Here is a 16701-nt window from a genome sequence, read left to right on the forward strand (position 1 = left end):
TTCACTCATCCTCCCGTCGGTACGATACTGTCAAATCGTCAAAATTACCTTCCTGATTGACAATGATGTCCCGCCGTTTCATCAATTCAAGCAACGATAAAAAAGTTACGACAAGATCTGTTGTTTCGCCTTTGTCGAATAAGGAGTAGAAATCACATTTCCCGCCGCCCTTTTCTAGTATTGCCATAATTTCATCCATCTTTTCACTGATAGAAACTTCCGTCTTAGATATACTTGCTATCATAGGTGCCTTCAAACGTTTTCTGTTAAGCATCTTTTGAAACGCGCCAATTAAATCGAAAACGTTCAAACTTTCATCTGATTCACTCGCCACAATTTCACCAAACTCCGTAAGATCTTCGGGTGGTTTGGTAAAATGACCGGATCGCTCATCTGCAGACTCTTTCAGACTAATTGCTGCATCTTTATATTTTTTGTATTCAATCAGGCGCGCAACTAACTCGTCACGTGGATCGTCTTCCATGTCAAAATCAAAGTCGTCATCAAACTCATCTCCTTCGTGGACTGGTAGAAGCATTTTGCTCTTAATTTCAATCAGCGTCGCAGCGAGGACGAGGTATTCACTTAACTCATCTAATTGCAGTACTCGCATCGCTTGGAGGTGTTCTATGTACTGCGCTGTCAGTTCCGCCATCGGGATATCATATATATCAATTTCAAGTCGGTTGATTAAATGCAATAATAGATCTAGTGGCCCTTCGAAAGCCTCTAATTTTACTTGATATGTCATTCGTGACACCTACCTATCTTTCAGACTATGGAAAGGGCTGATTACATGCATCCGTATCATCATCCGCTATTCGTAAATTTTATTGTTTATTTCAATGGCAATCAAGACTATTTTGAATGCCACGAAGTACTGGAGGAGTATTGGAAGTCTATTCCTGACAGCGATAAAGATCACCCGTTGACAGCCTATATCCTCCTTGCGACAGGAATGTATCATTGGCGTAGAGGCAATAAACCAGGAGCATCCCGTACACTTAACAAAGCAATGACAAAGTTTCCGACTTTCCTTGCTAACTACCCTAAATACACGGAAGAAATTGATTTTGACCAATTAGTTTACGATGTTACAAAAGCAGTCAACCGTTTGGAGCAAGATCTGCCATTCGAATCGTTCCCCATCACTATCCTATCAGCTAACGTTACTGACCTGGCTAGTAAGTTGGAACAATCTATGACACTTCTACCATTCGGCAGTGATGCTGTCATTCATAAACATATGCTCAGAGACCGTAGTGATATTCTTCGGGAACGCGAAGAAAAGAAGAAGGGCAGACGTTAATTAGTCTGAACCTTCTTCTTTAGGCTTACATTTCTGTATGAATAAATCAGTTTCTTCAGTTCCAATACATGTTTTATCAGGGAAGAGCGCTTGCAGCTTCATGACCATTTCTTGACCAATTCCTTCACCACGGAAAGATGGATTGACAGAGAGATGCTGTAAAGTGTAGTCTTCTTCCCCTAATTCGATGCCTATCAAACCGATGAAGTCCTCATCTTTTTTCAAAAGATATAGTTGCCAACTATCATCTGTTTCATATCGTTGAATCCATTCCTGCAATTTCTTGACGGTTTTATCGCCGGGCATATAAGAAAGCAGCCCCATCGCAATTTTTTCGTACGTTTTCTTATAACGCAAAAGTATCAATTGAATCCCTTCTTTTCTGAAAACACTTTGGTCATTGGATAGAACTAACTACGTTTTCCAATGATAAGCAGTTTCCTTTATCGCGCAGTAATGGGCAGTAAGAGCCCATTTAAGGCCTATATATATTGACATACAGAAATCCCATCGAATTCGCTGCGGCGCTAGGGGATTCCTTCCGCAATCAGTCAGGCAGCTGCACAGCCATTCTTTTGGCTTCTGCTACCCCTTGAAAGGCCGCCTTCGCTCAGTTTATATAGGTATTCATTTGTTCAATATATATAGTGATTTAACACATTAAGTGGAGGACCCACTTCCGGAAAAGCCAGATCAATCGGAACATAATCCCTGTGGCCGCAACTAACAATCAGTGGAAGAAAAGCCCCCTACTGATTGAAGTTTCACTTTATCGCGGATCAATAATTGGCATGACGAACTTCCAGTATACCGCTCCCCACATAATAGCTGCAACTACAATGAAGATGAAAAGGAGGATGTTGCGTTTTCTCAAATCCTCTCCTCCCGTCTTACTAGTTGCAACGGAATGTCTAATCTGACAATGTCTTCATAAGTTTCCCTGCGGACGACAAGCTGATGTTGTCCATTTTCACTGAATACAACTGCCGGTTTTGGAAGACGGTTGTAATTACTAGCCATCGAATAGCCATAAGCACCTGTGCAGAAAACAGCGATGATGTCTCCTTCAGTTGGATCAGCGAGTTGAGCCTCTTCAATAAGCTTATCACCGGATTCACAACATTTCCCCGCTATCGTCACTTTATCGACGTGAGGTTCGTTCATACGATTTGCCGAAACGGCAGTATATTTTGCACCGTACAACGCCGGTCGAATATTATCCGACATTCCACCGTCAACTGCGACATATTTCCGAATACCAGGCACTTCTTTTGAGCTACCAGCAGTATACAAAGTTGTACCTGCATCTCCGACTAGCGATCTGCCGGGTTCAATCCAAATTTCTGGCAATGGGTAGTTATGGCTCCGCGTCATTGAAAGAACAACCGTCGCCATTTCTTCGACATATACTGACGGTTCAAGCGGTTTGTCTTCTTCAGTATAACGAATACCAAATCCGCCACCTAAGTTCAGAACTGTGCAGATGAATTCATAATTATCGCGCCAGGCAACCATCTTATTCATAAGCGCCTCTGCCGCTAAACGAAACGCATCTGTTTCGAATATTTGAGAACCAATATGGCAATGCATACCTAACAAATTGATGTAAGGATGATTGTACAACTGAAGGAAAGCCTCATCTGTCTGGCCATTTTTCAAATCAAAACCAAACTTCGAATCTTCCTGGCCTGTCGTAATATAATCATGTGTAGAAGCTTCCACTCCCGGTGTTACACGGATAAGTACGTTCATAGACTCTTTACGAGATTCAGCGATTTCCTTAACCAGTTCGATTTCAGAAAAATTGTCAATAACGATACATCCTATTTTTTCATCAAAAGCATATTGTAATTCGGTAAAGCTTTTATTGTTACCGTGGAAATGAATTCGATTACGCGGGAAGTTTGCAGACACCGCTGTAAACAATTCCCCTCCAGAAACAACATCTAGAGAAAGTCCTTGCTGTTCGGCGATTTCGTAGATAGCAATAGACGAAAATGCCTTACTCGCATAAGCAACTTGCGCATGGATGCCCATCGATTCAAATGTTTTCTTAAAGGCGCTTGCCCGTTCACGGAACAAGGCAATATCATAGACGTTAAGTGGTGTTCCATAAGTATGTGCGAGATCAACCGTATCTGTGCCACCAATTGTCAGATGGCCACGTTCGTTGACTGATTGTGTTCCATATAAATGCATGTTGCCTGCCCCTCTCGAATTAGATAACTAAAATTTTATCATATAAAGAAGGGTTGAGGCAATGATCTAAGAGACACGGTCTCGATCAGGAGAATCCGTTATAAACGGTCTAGGTGCATCGGCAGTCATTGGAAACCTAATAAGAACACGTAACATTGCCTTTGGAAAAAATGGTACAGCGGGCCACAAATACGGTACCCCCATTGGCTTCAATGCACATAAGTAATAGAAAAGTACGGTGATGGACAAGAAAAATCCGGGTGCTCCTAATAATGCAGTCGACAACAGAATACAAATCCTGAAGATTTTTGTCGTAAGACTTAATTCGTAAGAAGGTATTGAGAATGTGAAAATTGCACTTACCGCCACATATAAAACAACTTCTGGGGTGAAAAGACCAACGTCTATCGCTACTTGTCCAATGACAATCGCTGCAACAAGCCCCATCGCGGTCGACATCGGTGTCGGTGTATGAATAGCCGCCATTCGAAGTATTTCGATTCCGCCATCTGCGATAAGAAGCTGAACAAGTAATGGGATTTCCCCGATATCTTTCGGTCCTATATAACTGAGGAAATCGGGTAAGTAGTGTTGGTTCGTTGCGAGCAAGTACCAAAATGGTAAAAGAACAAGACTCATGGTAGCTGCAAACAAACGCATAATCCTGACAAATGTTCCAATAAGCGGGGCTTGACGGTATTCTTCAGCATGTTGTAAATGATGAAATAGTGGAGCCGGAACAAGTATAACAGAAGGTGATGTATCCACGATGATAGCGACATGCCCTTCCAATAAATGCGCCGCGCATATATCAGGACGCTCTGTAAAACGAACGAAAGGCATTGGATGAAACCGCTGTTTGAACAAAAATTCTTCAAGCGACTTATCCGTCATTGTCAGCCCATCATGGTGAATAGCATCCAGCCTTTCACGAATATAATCAAGATGTTCTTTACTTGCTGCCCCTTGCATGTAGGTGATTGTAACATCTGTTTTCCCATTCATCGTCACTTTATGCATTTCAAATCGTAAATCCTCAGTACGAAGCCGCCTTCTAATTAGCGCGGTATTTTGAATAAGATTCTCCGTAAATCCGTCTCTCGATCCTCTGACGACTTTTTCATTGTCAGGCTCTTCAGGTTGCCTGCCTGGATAAGACCGAATATCAATGGTAAACACATAGCCATCAGGCGTGATGAAGGCTGCCTGTCCACTTAATATTGAAGTAAGTAATTCGTCCCTATCTTTCACATTGGAAACGGCGTGATACGGGAAAAAGGAGAGGAATCGTTCCCCTCCATCCTCCTGGTTTTCGTCCTCTTTTCCTCTAGCCCCTTGCATTTCAGTCAATAAAGTCGTGATTGTTTCACTGTCTATGAGTCCATTAATATAAAGCAACAGAGCAGGCATATCCCAAAGATGCAATGATCTGGCAGTAGCATCGAACGTCTTGTCTTTACCGAAACAGGTATAGAACCACTCTTCCCCTTCATTCACCGATTGGAATAGCTTTTCCATTAGTTCAATCCGTCCTCACATTTAGTATAATTTCTTCCGAATCAACGCCCATCCATAATTTCAATTGGGCTAAAATTTTCTTTTCAAGCCGTGACACCTGGACTTGTGATATGCCAATTCTTTCTGCAATATCACTTTGCGTGCAATCCAAATAGTAACGCATATAAATGATCGTTTGATCTCGTTTATTTAATTTAGAAATGACATCCCGAAGTGGGATATGGTCGAACACTCTTTCAGACCGATCATCTCGCAACTGATCCATCAGCGTTAAGCTATCTCCTTCGCTTTCATATAGCTGTTCATGAAGTGATGCAGGATCACGTAAAGCATCAGATGCGAGAACAATATCGTCGACGGATACCTCCAAGACTGCTGCAACCTCTGAAATCGATGGCGATTTTCCATGCAATTTAATATAATCATCAGTTGCATGCCGGATTTTGAAACTAAGTTCACGGATGGATCGACTCACTTTCACCATTCCATCATCCCTTAGAAAACGCTGAATTTCTCCGACAATCATAGGTACCGCATAAGTAGAAAATTTCACTTCATACGACAAATCGAATTTATCAATTGATTTCATAAGCCCAATACAACCAATTTGGAACAAATCCTCGGGATCTGCGCCACGGGAAGCAAACCGCTGGACAATAGACCAGACAAGCCGCGTATTTCCCTCCACCATCATTCTTCTCGCTTCTTTATCACCTTCTTGAGAAACTTTAATGAGTTCTCTCATCTTTTCTTGGGTCAACAATGCAGGTTTCACTTCAACGGATGCGTCCATGGGTCACCTCATTCTGCTTGCTTCCGGGACCGGAGAAAACGTTTTCTCGAACTTGACGATTGTTCCATTTCCCAATACTGATTCGACGGACAAACTGTCGGCAAAGCTTTCCATTATCGTAAATCCCATTCCTGAACGCTCCATGAAGGGGCGTGTCGTAAACATTGGTTCCATCGCCTGTTCTACGTCAAAAATACCCATTCCTTCATCGCGGACCGTCATTGTAACTTTGTTTTCTTCAATCACAGCGCGGACTGTGACAAGACTCTTCCCATCACATTCGTAGCCATGAATAATTGCATTCGTCACGGCTTCCGACACAATGGTCTTAAATTCTGAAATTTCTTCAATAGTCGGGTCCAACGGCGTTATAAAACAAGTCATTGCCATCCTTGCCAGTGCTTCGTTTTCCTCAATTGCGACGAATGATAACGTCATTTCATTGTTCATGTAATACCCCTCCGATTTCACCGATCGCTAAATCGACCGTACTATGTCTTATATTTGGTCCAAGACCGGAAAATGTGAATATCTTCTCCATTGTCGTGGACGGATTCAAAATGAGCGTTTCCCCTTCCACAGGTGCTAAATCGCGCATCCTTCCAAGAATGAGCCCGATTCCTGCGCTATCCATGAAACCAAGCCTCGACAAATCCCAAATAATCGCTCGGACTTGTCCGCTATAAATAGATGAAGAAATGTGGGACCGGATTCGATTTGCCTCATGATTGTCCAATTCCCCTTGCAGTGTTGCAATTAAAATCCCATTGTCAATAATTTCGATGTCAGCCATGCTGAACCCCCTCCTTCCTGCGAAATATTCCACATTTGGAGGCCGATACCCTTTCGCCTGACAGAACTAGTCACAGTCAGCGTAAAGTTCTTATGTTTCGACATTGCCCACTACTGATGAAAGTATGTACGTCTTCCATACGATTTACACATCCGAAAAAAAAAGAAATGTTTTGGGGCAGATATGCTCGGTTTGACTGTGTGTATGATTGGGTGGGCTCGGATATGCTCGGTCAGGCTTCGGGTATGATCGGGTGGGGACGGATATGCTCGGTTGGCTGCAGGTTTGATCGGTTTGGGACGATTATGATCGGTTGGGCTGTGGGTATGATCGGTTTGGCTCGGATATGCTCGGTTGGCTGCGGGTATGATTGGTTTGGGCCGGATATGCTCGGTTGGCTGGGGGTATGATTGGGTGGGCCGGATATGCTCGGTTGGCTCCGGGTATGATTAATTTCAAAAAGCTACCCTATCAACCAAACTCGGTTGATAGGGTAGCTTTTATTTTCAACTACTATTTAGCCTGTAATCATGTCGCCTATAAGGCGTGGGCTTTCCACAGCTTCTTTTCCAATCGTAATATGTTTCTGGATCAGTGTCATGGATTGTTCTACAGCTTCAGTATTCGAATGGATAATGGCAAGTGGTTCTCCCTCTTGCACAGCATCTCCGATTTTTTTAGTAAGCACAATACCTACCGCAAGATCGATTTCATCATCTTTTGTTGCTCTACCCGCGCCAAGAAGCATTGCGGCAACACCAATGTCATCCGCTTCCATCTTCGTTACATAACCCGATGAAAGTGCAGGTACTTCAATCTGATATTTCGCTGTCGGTAATAGAGATGTATCATGAATGATTGCCCCATTTCCGCCTTGCGCTTCAATCAGTTTACCAAACAGTTCAAGTGCTGAACCGTCAGTAATGACCGCTTTTAACATTTCCCTAGCTTCCTCAACTGAAGTAGCTTTTTCGCCTGCAACAATCATCTTGCTACCAAGAACTAGACATAGTTCCGTCAAGTCTTCAGGACCATTCCCTTTTAGCGTTTCAACCGCTTCAATCACTTCAAGCGAGTTCCCAATTGCAAACCCAAGCGGCTGGCTCATATCCGAAATAACCGCCATCGTATTTCTACCGACTTGTTTACCAATCGCCACCATCGAATGAGCCAGAGCTCTTGCGTCTGCCTCAGTCTTCATGAATGCACCGTCACCCGTTTTAACATCGAGGACAATCGCATCTGCACCTGCAGCAATTTTCTTACTCATAATTGAGCTGGCAATTAGCGGGATACTGTCAACAGTTGCTGTCACATCGCGCAATGAATAGAGTTTTTTATCAGCAGGTGTCAAGTTGCCACTTTGGCCGATGACTGCTAATTTTAAATCATTCACTTGCTTGACGAACTGCTCTTCTGTCAATTCGATATGGAACCCTTCTATGGCCTCTAGCTTGTCGAGTGTCCCGCCTGTATGACCAAGACCCCTACCACTCATTTTCGCGACAGGAACGCCACACGCCGCGACAAGAGGGACAAGGATTAACGTAGTCGTATCGCCAACTCCGCCCGTAGAATGCTTATCGACTTTAATCCCTTCGATTGCGGATAAGTCAATCTGATCTCCAGATTCGACCATCGCCATCGTCAAATATCCCTGTTCTTCTGCAGTCATCCCTTTAAAGTAAATTGCCATAAGGAATGCACTCGCTTGATAGTCCGGAATCGAACCAACTGTATAGCCGTTCACAAAAAAGGTGATTTCTTCTTTTGTAAGGACTTCACCGTTTCGTTTTTTCTCAATTACATCTACCATTCTGAACAATTTCATCACACCTTTTCTTTTAATAAACGCAAGAAACTCTTACCAAACTCAGGCATTTCCACCTCAAAGTTTTCCGCAATCGTAGCACCAATATCTGAGAAAGTCTCGTTCAGTGGCATTTCCTCACCAGTTTTTAATGAAGGCGAGTAGACCACGAGTGGGACATATTCACGGGTATGATCCGTTCCAGGATAAGTTGGATCATTACCGTGATCCGCTGTAATAATAAGTAGATCGTCATCACGCAGTGATTCTAAAATTTCTGGCAACCTGACATCAAATTCTTGTAGTGCATTGCCGTAACCAAGCGGATCTCTCCGATGTCCAAATAACGCATCAAAATCAACGAGATTCGTGAAACTGAGGCCCTTGAAATCTTTTTTCATAACATCAAGTAATTTGTCGACGCCGTCCATATTACTCACAGTGCGAACGGATTCGGTAATGCCTTCACCGTTAAAGATATCAGCAATTTTGCCAATCGCCATAACATCATAATCCGCAGACACCAATTCATTCATCACTGTACGATTAAATGGTTTAAGTGCATAATCATGTCGATTTGTTGTTCGTGTAAAGTTGCCCGGTTCTCCAATAAATGGACGTGCAATGACGCGACCAACTAAATATTCTGGTTCCAATGTCAACTCACGTGCGATTTCACAAATCCGGTATTGTTCTTCAATTGGAATAATCCCCTCGTGCGCCGCAATTTGTAGCACAGGATCTGCAGACGTATAGACAATAATTGCGCCCGTCTCCATATGTTCCTGGCCAAATTCATCAATGACTGCGGTGCCACTAGCCGGTTTATTGCCGATTACTTTACGTCCTATTCTTTGTTCAAGTTCCGCGATCAATTCCTGCGGAAAGCCGTTTGGATATACTTTAAATGGCGTGTCAATGTTAAGACCCATGATCTCCCAATGCCCCGTCATCGTATCTTTCCCTACAGATGCTTCCTGCATTTTACCGTAAAAAGCAAGTGGTTCTTCCGCAACGGAAATACCTTGAATTTCCCTAATATTAGAAAGACCTAGTTTGCCCATGTTCGGCATATGCAGGCCTCCCATTGCTTCCCCGATGTGTCCCAGCGTATCAGCACCTTCATCGCCGAATGCAGAAGCATCCGGTGATTCTCCGATGCCCACAGAGTCGAGCACGATTAGATGGATACGTTTGAATTGTTGTTTCCCCATAAGTTAGTCCTCCTTAAAAATAATCTTTCCTGTAGAATTCTATGCTCTTGGATGGAATTTCACATAGACCTCTTTCAACCTCGAACGGCTGACATGTGTATAAATTTGCGTAGTGGAAATATCGGCGTGTCCGAGCATTTCTTGTACTGCCCGCAGATCCGCCCCATTTTCGATGAGGTGAGTAGCAAAAGTATGACGCAATATATGTGGCGTCAACTCTTTCTGTATACCCGCTTTTAGGGCATGTCCATTCAACAGTTTCCAACAACCCTGTCTAGTAAGTCTTGTTCCCCTCATGTTGACAAATAATGCATCGGCACCTTTTTGTTTTTCTATAAAAATTGGACGTGCTTCTTCGATATAACGCTTACACGCCGTAATTGATTTCCCCCCGAGAGGGATAATTCTTTCTTTCCCACCTTTACCGAATACACGGACAAACCCCATCGTGAGATGAATATCATCCATATTAAGTCCAATCAGTTCACTTACACGCATACCTGTCCCATACAAAATTTCGAGCAACGCAGTATCTCTGACACCCTGTGGCTTTGAACGATCTGGCGCCTTGATTAGTCTGTCTACTTCGTCCATTGACAAAACACGTGGTAATTTCTGCTCAAGTTTCGGCAGTTCCAAATGGACTGTTGGATCCTGGGTCGTGACCTTTTCCCGAAGAAGGAATTGATGAAATGAACGGATTGATGAAATATGTCTAGATATGGTCCTAGCCGATTTCCCGCCTTCTTTCAATCGATGTAAATGCCCCACTATAACAGGACGATCTACGTCATCCAATGATTCGTAACCTGCCTGTTCCATATAGTCTAGATATTCGGCAAGGTCACGCTTATATGAAATAATTGTATTTCCTGACAACTGCCGCTCCACTTGTAAAAAGTGCATGTAATCTTCATGCGCAAAACGGATGTCTTTCATAACAAGCGGGAAACAGAAAAACCGTTTCCATTTGCCTTTAATTTGAACAAATCCCTTCCCCCCTTCGATTGTTACAGGTTTGAGTCCAAGACAAAAGTGCTGGAATCTGAACGTGGAATAGCTTTTCCTCAAGTTTTCTACAGACCTAAATTTTATAATTTCCTACCCAACGACAAAAGGGACAGCATTATGCCATCCCTCTTCTTACTTCTCACCTTCATCTACATCCGATTTACATCTTTTGCAAATACCGTGAAACGTTAACCAATGGTCCTTAATAGCGAATTCAAAGCGACTTTCAACAATCTTTTCGACATCTCCGAGAAGATCTTCTTGAATTTCATCCACTGTTCCACATTCGATACAAATAAGATGATGATGGAAATGGGCAGCACCTTCCTGCCGCAGATCATACCTCGATACACCGTCACCAAAATTGATTTTATCGACTACCTTAAGATCTGTCAGCAATTCCAACGTACGATACACGGTAGCAAGCCCGATTTCCGGTGCTTTCTCTTTGACTAGCAAAAATACATCTTCAGCACTCAGATGATCTTCCTCATGCTCAAGGAGGACCAAAACCGTCGCTTCGCGCTGAGGTGTCAGCTTGTAGCTGGCCCCATGCAATTGTTTTTTTATCCGATCGATTCGGCTCTCCATACGACGCCCCCCTCAAACTGTATCCATTATAACAAATGGGCTTTCCTTATGACAACAGAAAGGGAGCAGACAGATAATTAAAGACGAAAATATTCTACTTTAAAATGAATTGAAAGACGATAATTTCGATAGCAAGTATGGCAATCGACATGCCGACAATCATCGGTAATGCACGTGTATTAGGGCCTTTCCCCATCGTTGAACGCATAAAGTAAGGTGGACTTAGGATTGCGCAATACACTAAAAACAGAAAACAAATAAGAAACTGAAACGGAAACCACCAAATTGAATAAGCCATTATTTTCGTGCCTGAAGCTAGTAAATAGGAAGAAGACAATCCGAAAAGAACACATTTCACTGCTCCGAAAAGTAATACGGTGAATCTTGTTTTCCTAAACATCGCCAGTATAAACGCAATGATAAAAAAGAGTGCTGCCATACCCACAGGTTTTATATAACCTGCATCATGCCCTAGAACGACCCGAGCATCATAAAATGTAACTACCCTCTCTACCGCAGTTGTAGGCATCTCGCGAAATAAGAGCGCTCCACCGATAAAGCCAATTGCAAGAATGACAAATAAGTGGATGAACGATAAAGAACGGACCAAAGCTTCACCTCCGCATAGTTTATCCTGCATTAACGGTGACGGACAAGCCGACTAGAAACACCACTTCCTGTAGCATCATCGGCATTAGTACGTCAAAAGAACCCCATTTAAGTTTTGGCGTAAGAATAAACGTAAATGGGGGTCAACTGTCCGTAAAAGCCCGATTGGTTCGGGCCAACGAGGAGGAATTGCAGTTCATTCCTCCCTGTCGGTCACTCAGAAGGGAGGGATTGAAATTCATCCCTCCTTTTTGCCATAGAACACGGCGTAATAAGTCTGAGTCCTGCCTCAATCCGCGGGGGGATAAGACTTCCCCCATCGATTGAAGTGTCACCTTATACAACATATGCTTGTCCGTTCAAAATTAGGTCACTTTGTTAAAAGGTTTTTGGCATAAAGAACAGCGAACGCAGTTTTTGCATCGAAAATTTCTCCTGACACAACCATTTCTTGCGCTTCTACGAGTGTCACTTCTAGTAGTCCAATGAATTCATCTTCATCTCCCGCTGCCGGGTTTTCGATTTTATATAGATCTTGTGCTAAATACATATGAATTACTTCATCTGCAAAACCAGGGGACGTTGCAAAGGACTGGATATAAGTAAATTCTTTCGCGCCGTATCCCGTTTCTTCTTCCAGTTCGCGGACCGCCGTCACTGCCGGTTCCTCTCCCGGATCAATTTTCCCCGCTGGAATTTCAATCAGCGTACGTTCCAGCGCTTTTCTATATTGTTCAACGAGTACAATTTTTCCATCAGCAGTAATCGGAATGATGGAAACTGCCCCCGGATGTTTGATCAATTCACGTGTCGCTTTCTTACCATCCGGAAGTTCCACTTCCTCAACACGCAGTGTGATAATTTTACCTTCATAAAGTGTTTCACCTGAAATTGTTTTTTCTTCATATTTATTCATCATTTCCGACTCCTTTTTATGGATAATAGTGTGACGTCATTGTACCATGAACAAAACAGGGGGTGCTTTCATGAAGAAAAGAGAATTGGGTAAAAGCGGTCTATACATTTCCGAAATCGGACTCGGATGTATGTCACTGCCAGATGATTTAACCGAATCGAAAAACATCGTCGACGCTGCGATTCACTCAGGCATCAATTACTTTGATACAGCCGATTTGTATAATAGCGGTAAAAATGAAGAACTCCTGGGGTCTTCGATAAAAGGAAGACGGAATGATATTATCCTTGCGACGAAAGCCGGCAATAAGATGAATCCGAGTGGTGAAGGATGGACATGGGATTCTTCAAAAGAGCATATTATGGAGGCAGTCAAACAGAGTCTATTGCGCCTCGACACAGATTATATCGATGTCTACCAGCTTCATGGCGGGACAATGGAAGACAATGTGGAGGAGACAATTGATGCATTTGAAAGCTTAAAAAAAGATGGACTTATTCGTCAATATGGCATTTCTTCGATTCGTCCGAATGTTATTAAGCGATTCTTGGATACTAGTTCAGCAGTCTCTGTAATGATGCAATATAACCTGCTTGACCGCAGACCAGAAGAATGGTTTCCAACGATCCACGAGGCCGGTGCCTCTGTTATTACGCGTGGGACCATAGCCAAAGGTTTTTTAACATCGGAAGGTTTATCAAGAGCTGCAAAAGCGAATGGATTTGTCGAATATAATGCGAGTGAATTAACACAAACAGTCCAAGCGCTGAGTGAACAATCAGAAGACCTGCACGCGGCGGCAATTGCTTTCGCCCTTCATGATAAAACAGTAGCGTCAGCCCTCGTTGGTGCGCGCACAACTGAGCAATTGCTCGATTCAATCATCGCTTACGAGAAAAAAACGACTGACGAAGAAATCACTCAGTTAGGGCATATCGCAAAAATACACAATTACAAAGAGCATCGCGTTTGATTCTCTTCTGAAGGAACAAACAAACAATTAACTAAATACATTACTGCACCTCAGATTCAAGGCATTTCTTGCTGTAAAAGCGACCGGCCATCTGATTATGACCGGCATAGAAGCTCGTTATGCTCGCCATAGATACACTTATGACCGGCATGAGACCTGTTATGCTCGCCATGGCTCCGATTATGACTGGCATCTGCCGTATTATCACCGCCACGGGTTACCTACACAAAAAGGAGCTATAAACCGCTATGGTTTTAGCTCCTTTTTACTGTTCAATTAACATCTCTCATTTAATAGCATCAACAAACCTTTTTGTAATATCCATAGGTCTTGTTATTGCTGTTCCAACAACAGCAGAGTAAGCCCCTAGTTCGAACACGCGCTTAAGTTGTTCTGGTGTCCAAATACCGCCTTCTGCTATAATCGGGATAGGAAAATCCTTAACTAGCCTCTCAATTAACTCCATATCCGGCAAACTTGTCCCTCGCGTATAGTCGGTATAGCCACTAAGTGTTGTTCCTAGGCAATCAAATCCTAATGCATAAGCTTCTTTCGCCTCTTCATACGTTGAGCAATCAGCCATGAATAGTTGATCACTATATTTTTCGCGAATAGTAGGGAAAACCTCGCTTATTAGTTTACCGTCCGGCCTGATTCTATTAGTTGCATCTAACGCAATAATGTTCACACCTTCTCGATAAAGTAAATCTATTTCTTTTAGAGTTGGTGTGATGAAAACATCAGATCCCTTGTAAACACTTTTAATGATGCCAATGATCGGCAATTCCACATTTTTTTTAATCTCTTTAATATCTTCAACGCTATTCGCTCTAATTCCTTTAGCCCCGCCCTTCATTGCGGAATATGCCATTTTCCCCATTATAAACGAACTGTGCATTGGTTCTTCTGGAAGTGCCTGACAAGAAACAATAAGTTCATGTTCTATAGCAGCAAAAATTTCCGCTTTAGTTTTCAGTTAAATACACCTCCATGTAGCCCTGCTTTCATTTAAAATATTCCTTAAATTCATTTGCAAAATTATGCCCCATCAGCTTATAGCCTTCTGCATTTGGATGAAGTTCGTCCGGTAGTAAGCCGGCGTAGTCTTCCCCCAGGATATCCAACCCGTTCACATAAAAAAGATGATCATCACCATTTCTTCTAAATATCTCTACAATTTCTTGTATTTGTAGTCTCATCTTAATAAGCGTAAAGCCGACTAGATTAGGGGTCCCCTCTCTAAATGCTCCATAAATAGGAGAACTTAAAACAATTGGAACAGTCGACTGTTTTTCACGAATAATTTTAATGAATCCAATGATAATCGCTTGAAATGTTCGTTCATTGTAACTGTTTGCACCGTATATATTTATGCCCGCACAAAGGGAAATGAAGTCAACAGGCGTATCCCTTATCGTCCTAGCAATCATTGGTTCAAACTGGCATTGCCCACTGAATCCCAGGCAAGTTAAATCCAAATCTAATTCGGCCGCGGTAATAACCGGCCATGTCTGTGAAGGGCTTTCTGCCGCCTGGCATTGAGTAATGGAACTCCCATAGGCCAGCCATTTCCTCCTTAAAGAAGGGTAAGCGTTCCAATTCGCTTCTTCAGCAATATAAACATTCCTTACGGCCATTTTTTGTCGTTGCGATAAATAAATTTCAACAACTTTATTACTTGCTAAAAGACCATCCACTGTAAAAGACGTATCCTTAGATCTAACTATTATCGTTTTCACTAATTCCCTATCAATCACGACATCGAATTCTACTTCAACTTCAGATGCTGCAAATTCCACTTTAATCGTTGGGGAGTTTGTTTCAAACGTTATTCGAACGCCGGCAGGTATCTCTGCTGTTCGGTTAAGTTGATTTGGCGTATAAAAATCTTTATCTTCATGAAAAATTCTCCAAGGACTAATAAGCCCTCCACTTTTTTCAAGTGATATAGCGCCCAAAATCGTTTCTGAATTCAATACAATTGGTTTCATTTATCCACCGCCAACATTTTAATTTTGAGTCTGATAGTTCATTATTACTTCGTCAATCCTAGTCTTAATACCTTCAACTTTCTCAATATCGTCTCCAGATACCGGCTCTAATGGGCCTCTAACGCTACCAATATTTACGCCCTTTAGTTTATAGATTTCTTTAATAACGGAATACATTGAACCATTCAATGAACATAATGTCATAATGATATCATTAATGTCATGTTGAATTTTCCGCGCTTCTGAGAAATCCCCGGCTGATACAAACTCTTCCGCTTTTAGGAACAACTCTGGCATCACACCATAAGTTCCGCCAATCCCGCTATCCGCACCAATTAACCTTCCGGATACATATTGCTCATCTGGGCCATTAAAAACAATAAAGTCGTCATGTGCTGCCGCTTTAAATCTTTCAATATCCATGACTGGCATCGAAGAGTTTTTCACACCAATTAGCTTGTCGTTCTGTAATAACTTCTTGAGTAAGTTAATGGAAAGATTGTATCCGGTCGTTTGAGGGATGTTATAAATAATAAACGGCAGGTCCGTTGAATCCATAATTTCCGTCCAGTACTTTTCAATTGCACTTTCAGGCAGTTGAAAATAAATTGGCGGTATAGCAGACAACGCATCATACCCTAATTCTTCCGCGTACTTCGCTAATTCAACGCTTTCTTTTGTTGATGGTGCTCCAACATGGGCAATCAACGTAAGTTGCCCTTTCAGGCTTTCGGCAACATATTTCAATGTCGCCTTTCTCTCCTCAAGATTTTGATAAATACACTCCCCCGAACTGCCACCAACGTAGAGACCTTGTACTCCTTTTTCATAAAGATGAATCGCTAACGCTTTAATTCTCTCTGGTGATATTTCTCCTGCTTCATCATAACAAGCATAGAATGCTGGAATAATTCCTTTATACTTATCAAGTAACATATTCTTTTCTCCCCTCTTGACTATCTATGTAAACTGAG

Annotated in this window: 18 protein-coding genes; 2 read left to right on the plus strand and 16 right to left on the minus strand. The window is 42.4% G+C overall.

The annotated features are described in order from the left end of the window. Nucleotide 1: 1 nt before the first annotated feature. Complete coding sequence (locus tag AZE41_RS13705; RefSeq protein WP_067210467.1) at nucleotides 2-751, minus strand: segregation/condensation protein A; 750 nt, start codon at nucleotides 749-751, stop codon at nucleotides 2-4. A 45-nt stretch (nucleotides 752-796) separates the two neighbouring features. Between AZE41_RS13705 and AZE41_RS13710 the strand changes: the two genes are divergently transcribed. Further along, nucleotides 797-1309, plus strand: coding sequence for a DUF309 domain-containing protein (locus tag AZE41_RS13710; protein WP_067210470.1), 513 nt, complete (start codon nucleotides 797-799; stop codon nucleotides 1307-1309). Here AZE41_RS13710 and AZE41_RS13715 read toward each other — a convergent pair whose 3' ends face one another. The 12 genes from AZE41_RS13715 to AZE41_RS13775 all read right to left on the minus strand — a co-directional run bounded on the left by AZE41_RS13715 (nucleotide 1310) and on the right by AZE41_RS13775 (nucleotide 12763). Further along, nucleotides 1310-1675 (minus strand): GNAT family N-acetyltransferase, encoded by a 366-nt coding sequence (locus tag AZE41_RS13715; protein WP_335339500.1) that lies wholly within the window; start codon nucleotides 1673-1675, stop codon nucleotides 1310-1312. A gap of 504 nt (nucleotides 1676-2179) precedes the next feature. Continuing rightward, a complete protein-coding gene (gene lysA / locus AZE41_RS13720) occupies nucleotides 2180-3508 on the minus strand; it encodes a diaminopimelate decarboxylase (protein WP_067210473.1) in 1329 nt (442 codons plus the stop codon). Nucleotides 3509-3574: 66 nt separating this feature from the next. Next, nucleotides 3575-5026, minus strand: coding sequence for a spore germination protein (locus AZE41_RS13725; protein WP_067210476.1), 1452 nt, complete (start codon nucleotides 5024-5026; stop codon nucleotides 3575-3577). Nucleotides 5027-5030: 4 nt separating this feature from the next. Further along, a complete protein-coding gene (locus AZE41_RS13730) occupies nucleotides 5031-5819 on the minus strand; it encodes a SigF/SigG family RNA polymerase sporulation sigma factor (RefSeq protein ID WP_067210478.1) in 789 nt (262 codons plus the stop codon). A 3-nt stretch (nucleotides 5820-5822) separates the two neighbouring features. Beyond that, the gene (gene spoIIAB / locus AZE41_RS13735) at nucleotides 5823-6269 is read right to left on the minus strand and encodes an anti-sigma F factor (RefSeq protein WP_067210481.1); all 447 of its coding nucleotides are present in this window, start codon (nucleotides 6267-6269) and stop codon (nucleotides 5823-5825) included. Next, a complete protein-coding gene (locus tag AZE41_RS13740) occupies nucleotides 6259-6612 on the minus strand; it encodes an anti-sigma factor antagonist (protein ID WP_067210483.1) in 354 nt (117 codons plus the stop codon). The genes spoIIAB and AZE41_RS13740 overlap by 11 nt, the downstream gene beginning before the upstream one ends. 517 nt (nucleotides 6613-7129) lie before the next feature. Beyond that, nucleotides 7130-8428: a pyrimidine-nucleoside phosphorylase gene (locus AZE41_RS13750; protein WP_231885839.1), complete on the minus strand. Its 1299-nt coding sequence runs from the start codon at nucleotides 8426-8428 to the stop codon at nucleotides 7130-7132. 14 nt (nucleotides 8429-8442) lie between these two features. Then, entirely contained in the window at nucleotides 8443-9636 is a 1194-nt protein-coding gene (gene deoB, locus AZE41_RS13755; RefSeq protein ID WP_067210491.1) for a phosphopentomutase, read from the minus strand. A gap of 39 nt (nucleotides 9637-9675) precedes the next feature. Further along, nucleotides 9676-10575 (minus strand): site-specific tyrosine recombinase XerD, encoded by a 900-nt coding sequence (gene xerD / locus AZE41_RS13760; protein ID WP_067213975.1) that lies wholly within the window; start codon nucleotides 10573-10575, stop codon nucleotides 9676-9678. A 204-nt stretch (nucleotides 10576-10779) separates the two neighbouring features. Beyond that, a complete protein-coding gene (gene fur / locus AZE41_RS13765; protein WP_067210494.1) occupies nucleotides 10780-11238 on the minus strand; it encodes a ferric iron uptake transcriptional regulator in 459 nt (152 codons plus the stop codon). A 94-nt stretch (nucleotides 11239-11332) separates the two neighbouring features. Next, the gene (locus tag AZE41_RS13770; RefSeq protein ID WP_067210496.1) at nucleotides 11333-11848 is read right to left on the minus strand and encodes a hypothetical protein; all 516 of its coding nucleotides are present in this window, start codon (nucleotides 11846-11848) and stop codon (nucleotides 11333-11335) included. Nucleotides 11849-12217: 369 nt separating this feature from the next. After that, nucleotides 12218-12763, minus strand: coding sequence for an NUDIX domain-containing protein (locus AZE41_RS13775; protein ID WP_067210499.1), 546 nt, complete (start codon nucleotides 12761-12763; stop codon nucleotides 12218-12220). Between the two features lie 70 nt (nucleotides 12764-12833). Between AZE41_RS13775 and AZE41_RS13780 the strand changes: the two genes are divergently transcribed. Further along, nucleotides 12834-13736 (plus strand): aldo/keto reductase, encoded by a 903-nt coding sequence (locus tag AZE41_RS13780; RefSeq protein WP_067210500.1) that lies wholly within the window; start codon nucleotides 12834-12836, stop codon nucleotides 13734-13736. 286 nt (nucleotides 13737-14022) lie between these two features. On the opposite strand, the gene AZE41_RS13785 is transcribed toward AZE41_RS13780, so the two are convergent. From AZE41_RS13785 to AZE41_RS13795, 3 genes are read right to left on the minus strand one after another with little or no spacing between them, the layout of a single operon-like run. Then, nucleotides 14023-14712 carry an N-acetylmannosamine-6-phosphate 2-epimerase gene (locus AZE41_RS13785; RefSeq protein WP_067210503.1) on the minus strand — a complete coding sequence of 230 codons (690 nt, stop codon included), beginning with the start codon at nucleotides 14710-14712 and terminating at the stop codon, nucleotides 14023-14025. Between the two features lie 28 nt (nucleotides 14713-14740). Beyond that, on the minus strand, nucleotides 14741-15727 hold the full coding sequence (locus AZE41_RS13790; protein WP_067210505.1) for an SGNH/GDSL hydrolase family protein: 987 nt from the start codon (nucleotides 15725-15727) through the stop codon (nucleotides 14741-14743). An 18-nt stretch (nucleotides 15728-15745) separates the two neighbouring features. Continuing rightward, nucleotides 15746-16663 (minus strand): dihydrodipicolinate synthase family protein, encoded by a 918-nt coding sequence (locus AZE41_RS13795; protein ID WP_067210507.1) that lies wholly within the window; start codon nucleotides 16661-16663, stop codon nucleotides 15746-15748. Nucleotides 16664-16701 lie beyond the last annotated feature (38 nt).

This window comes from Sporosarcina psychrophila (assembly GCF_001590685.1).
In the GTDB taxonomy this organism is placed as follows: Bacteria; Bacillota; Bacilli; order Bacillales_A; family Planococcaceae; genus Sporosarcina; species Sporosarcina psychrophila.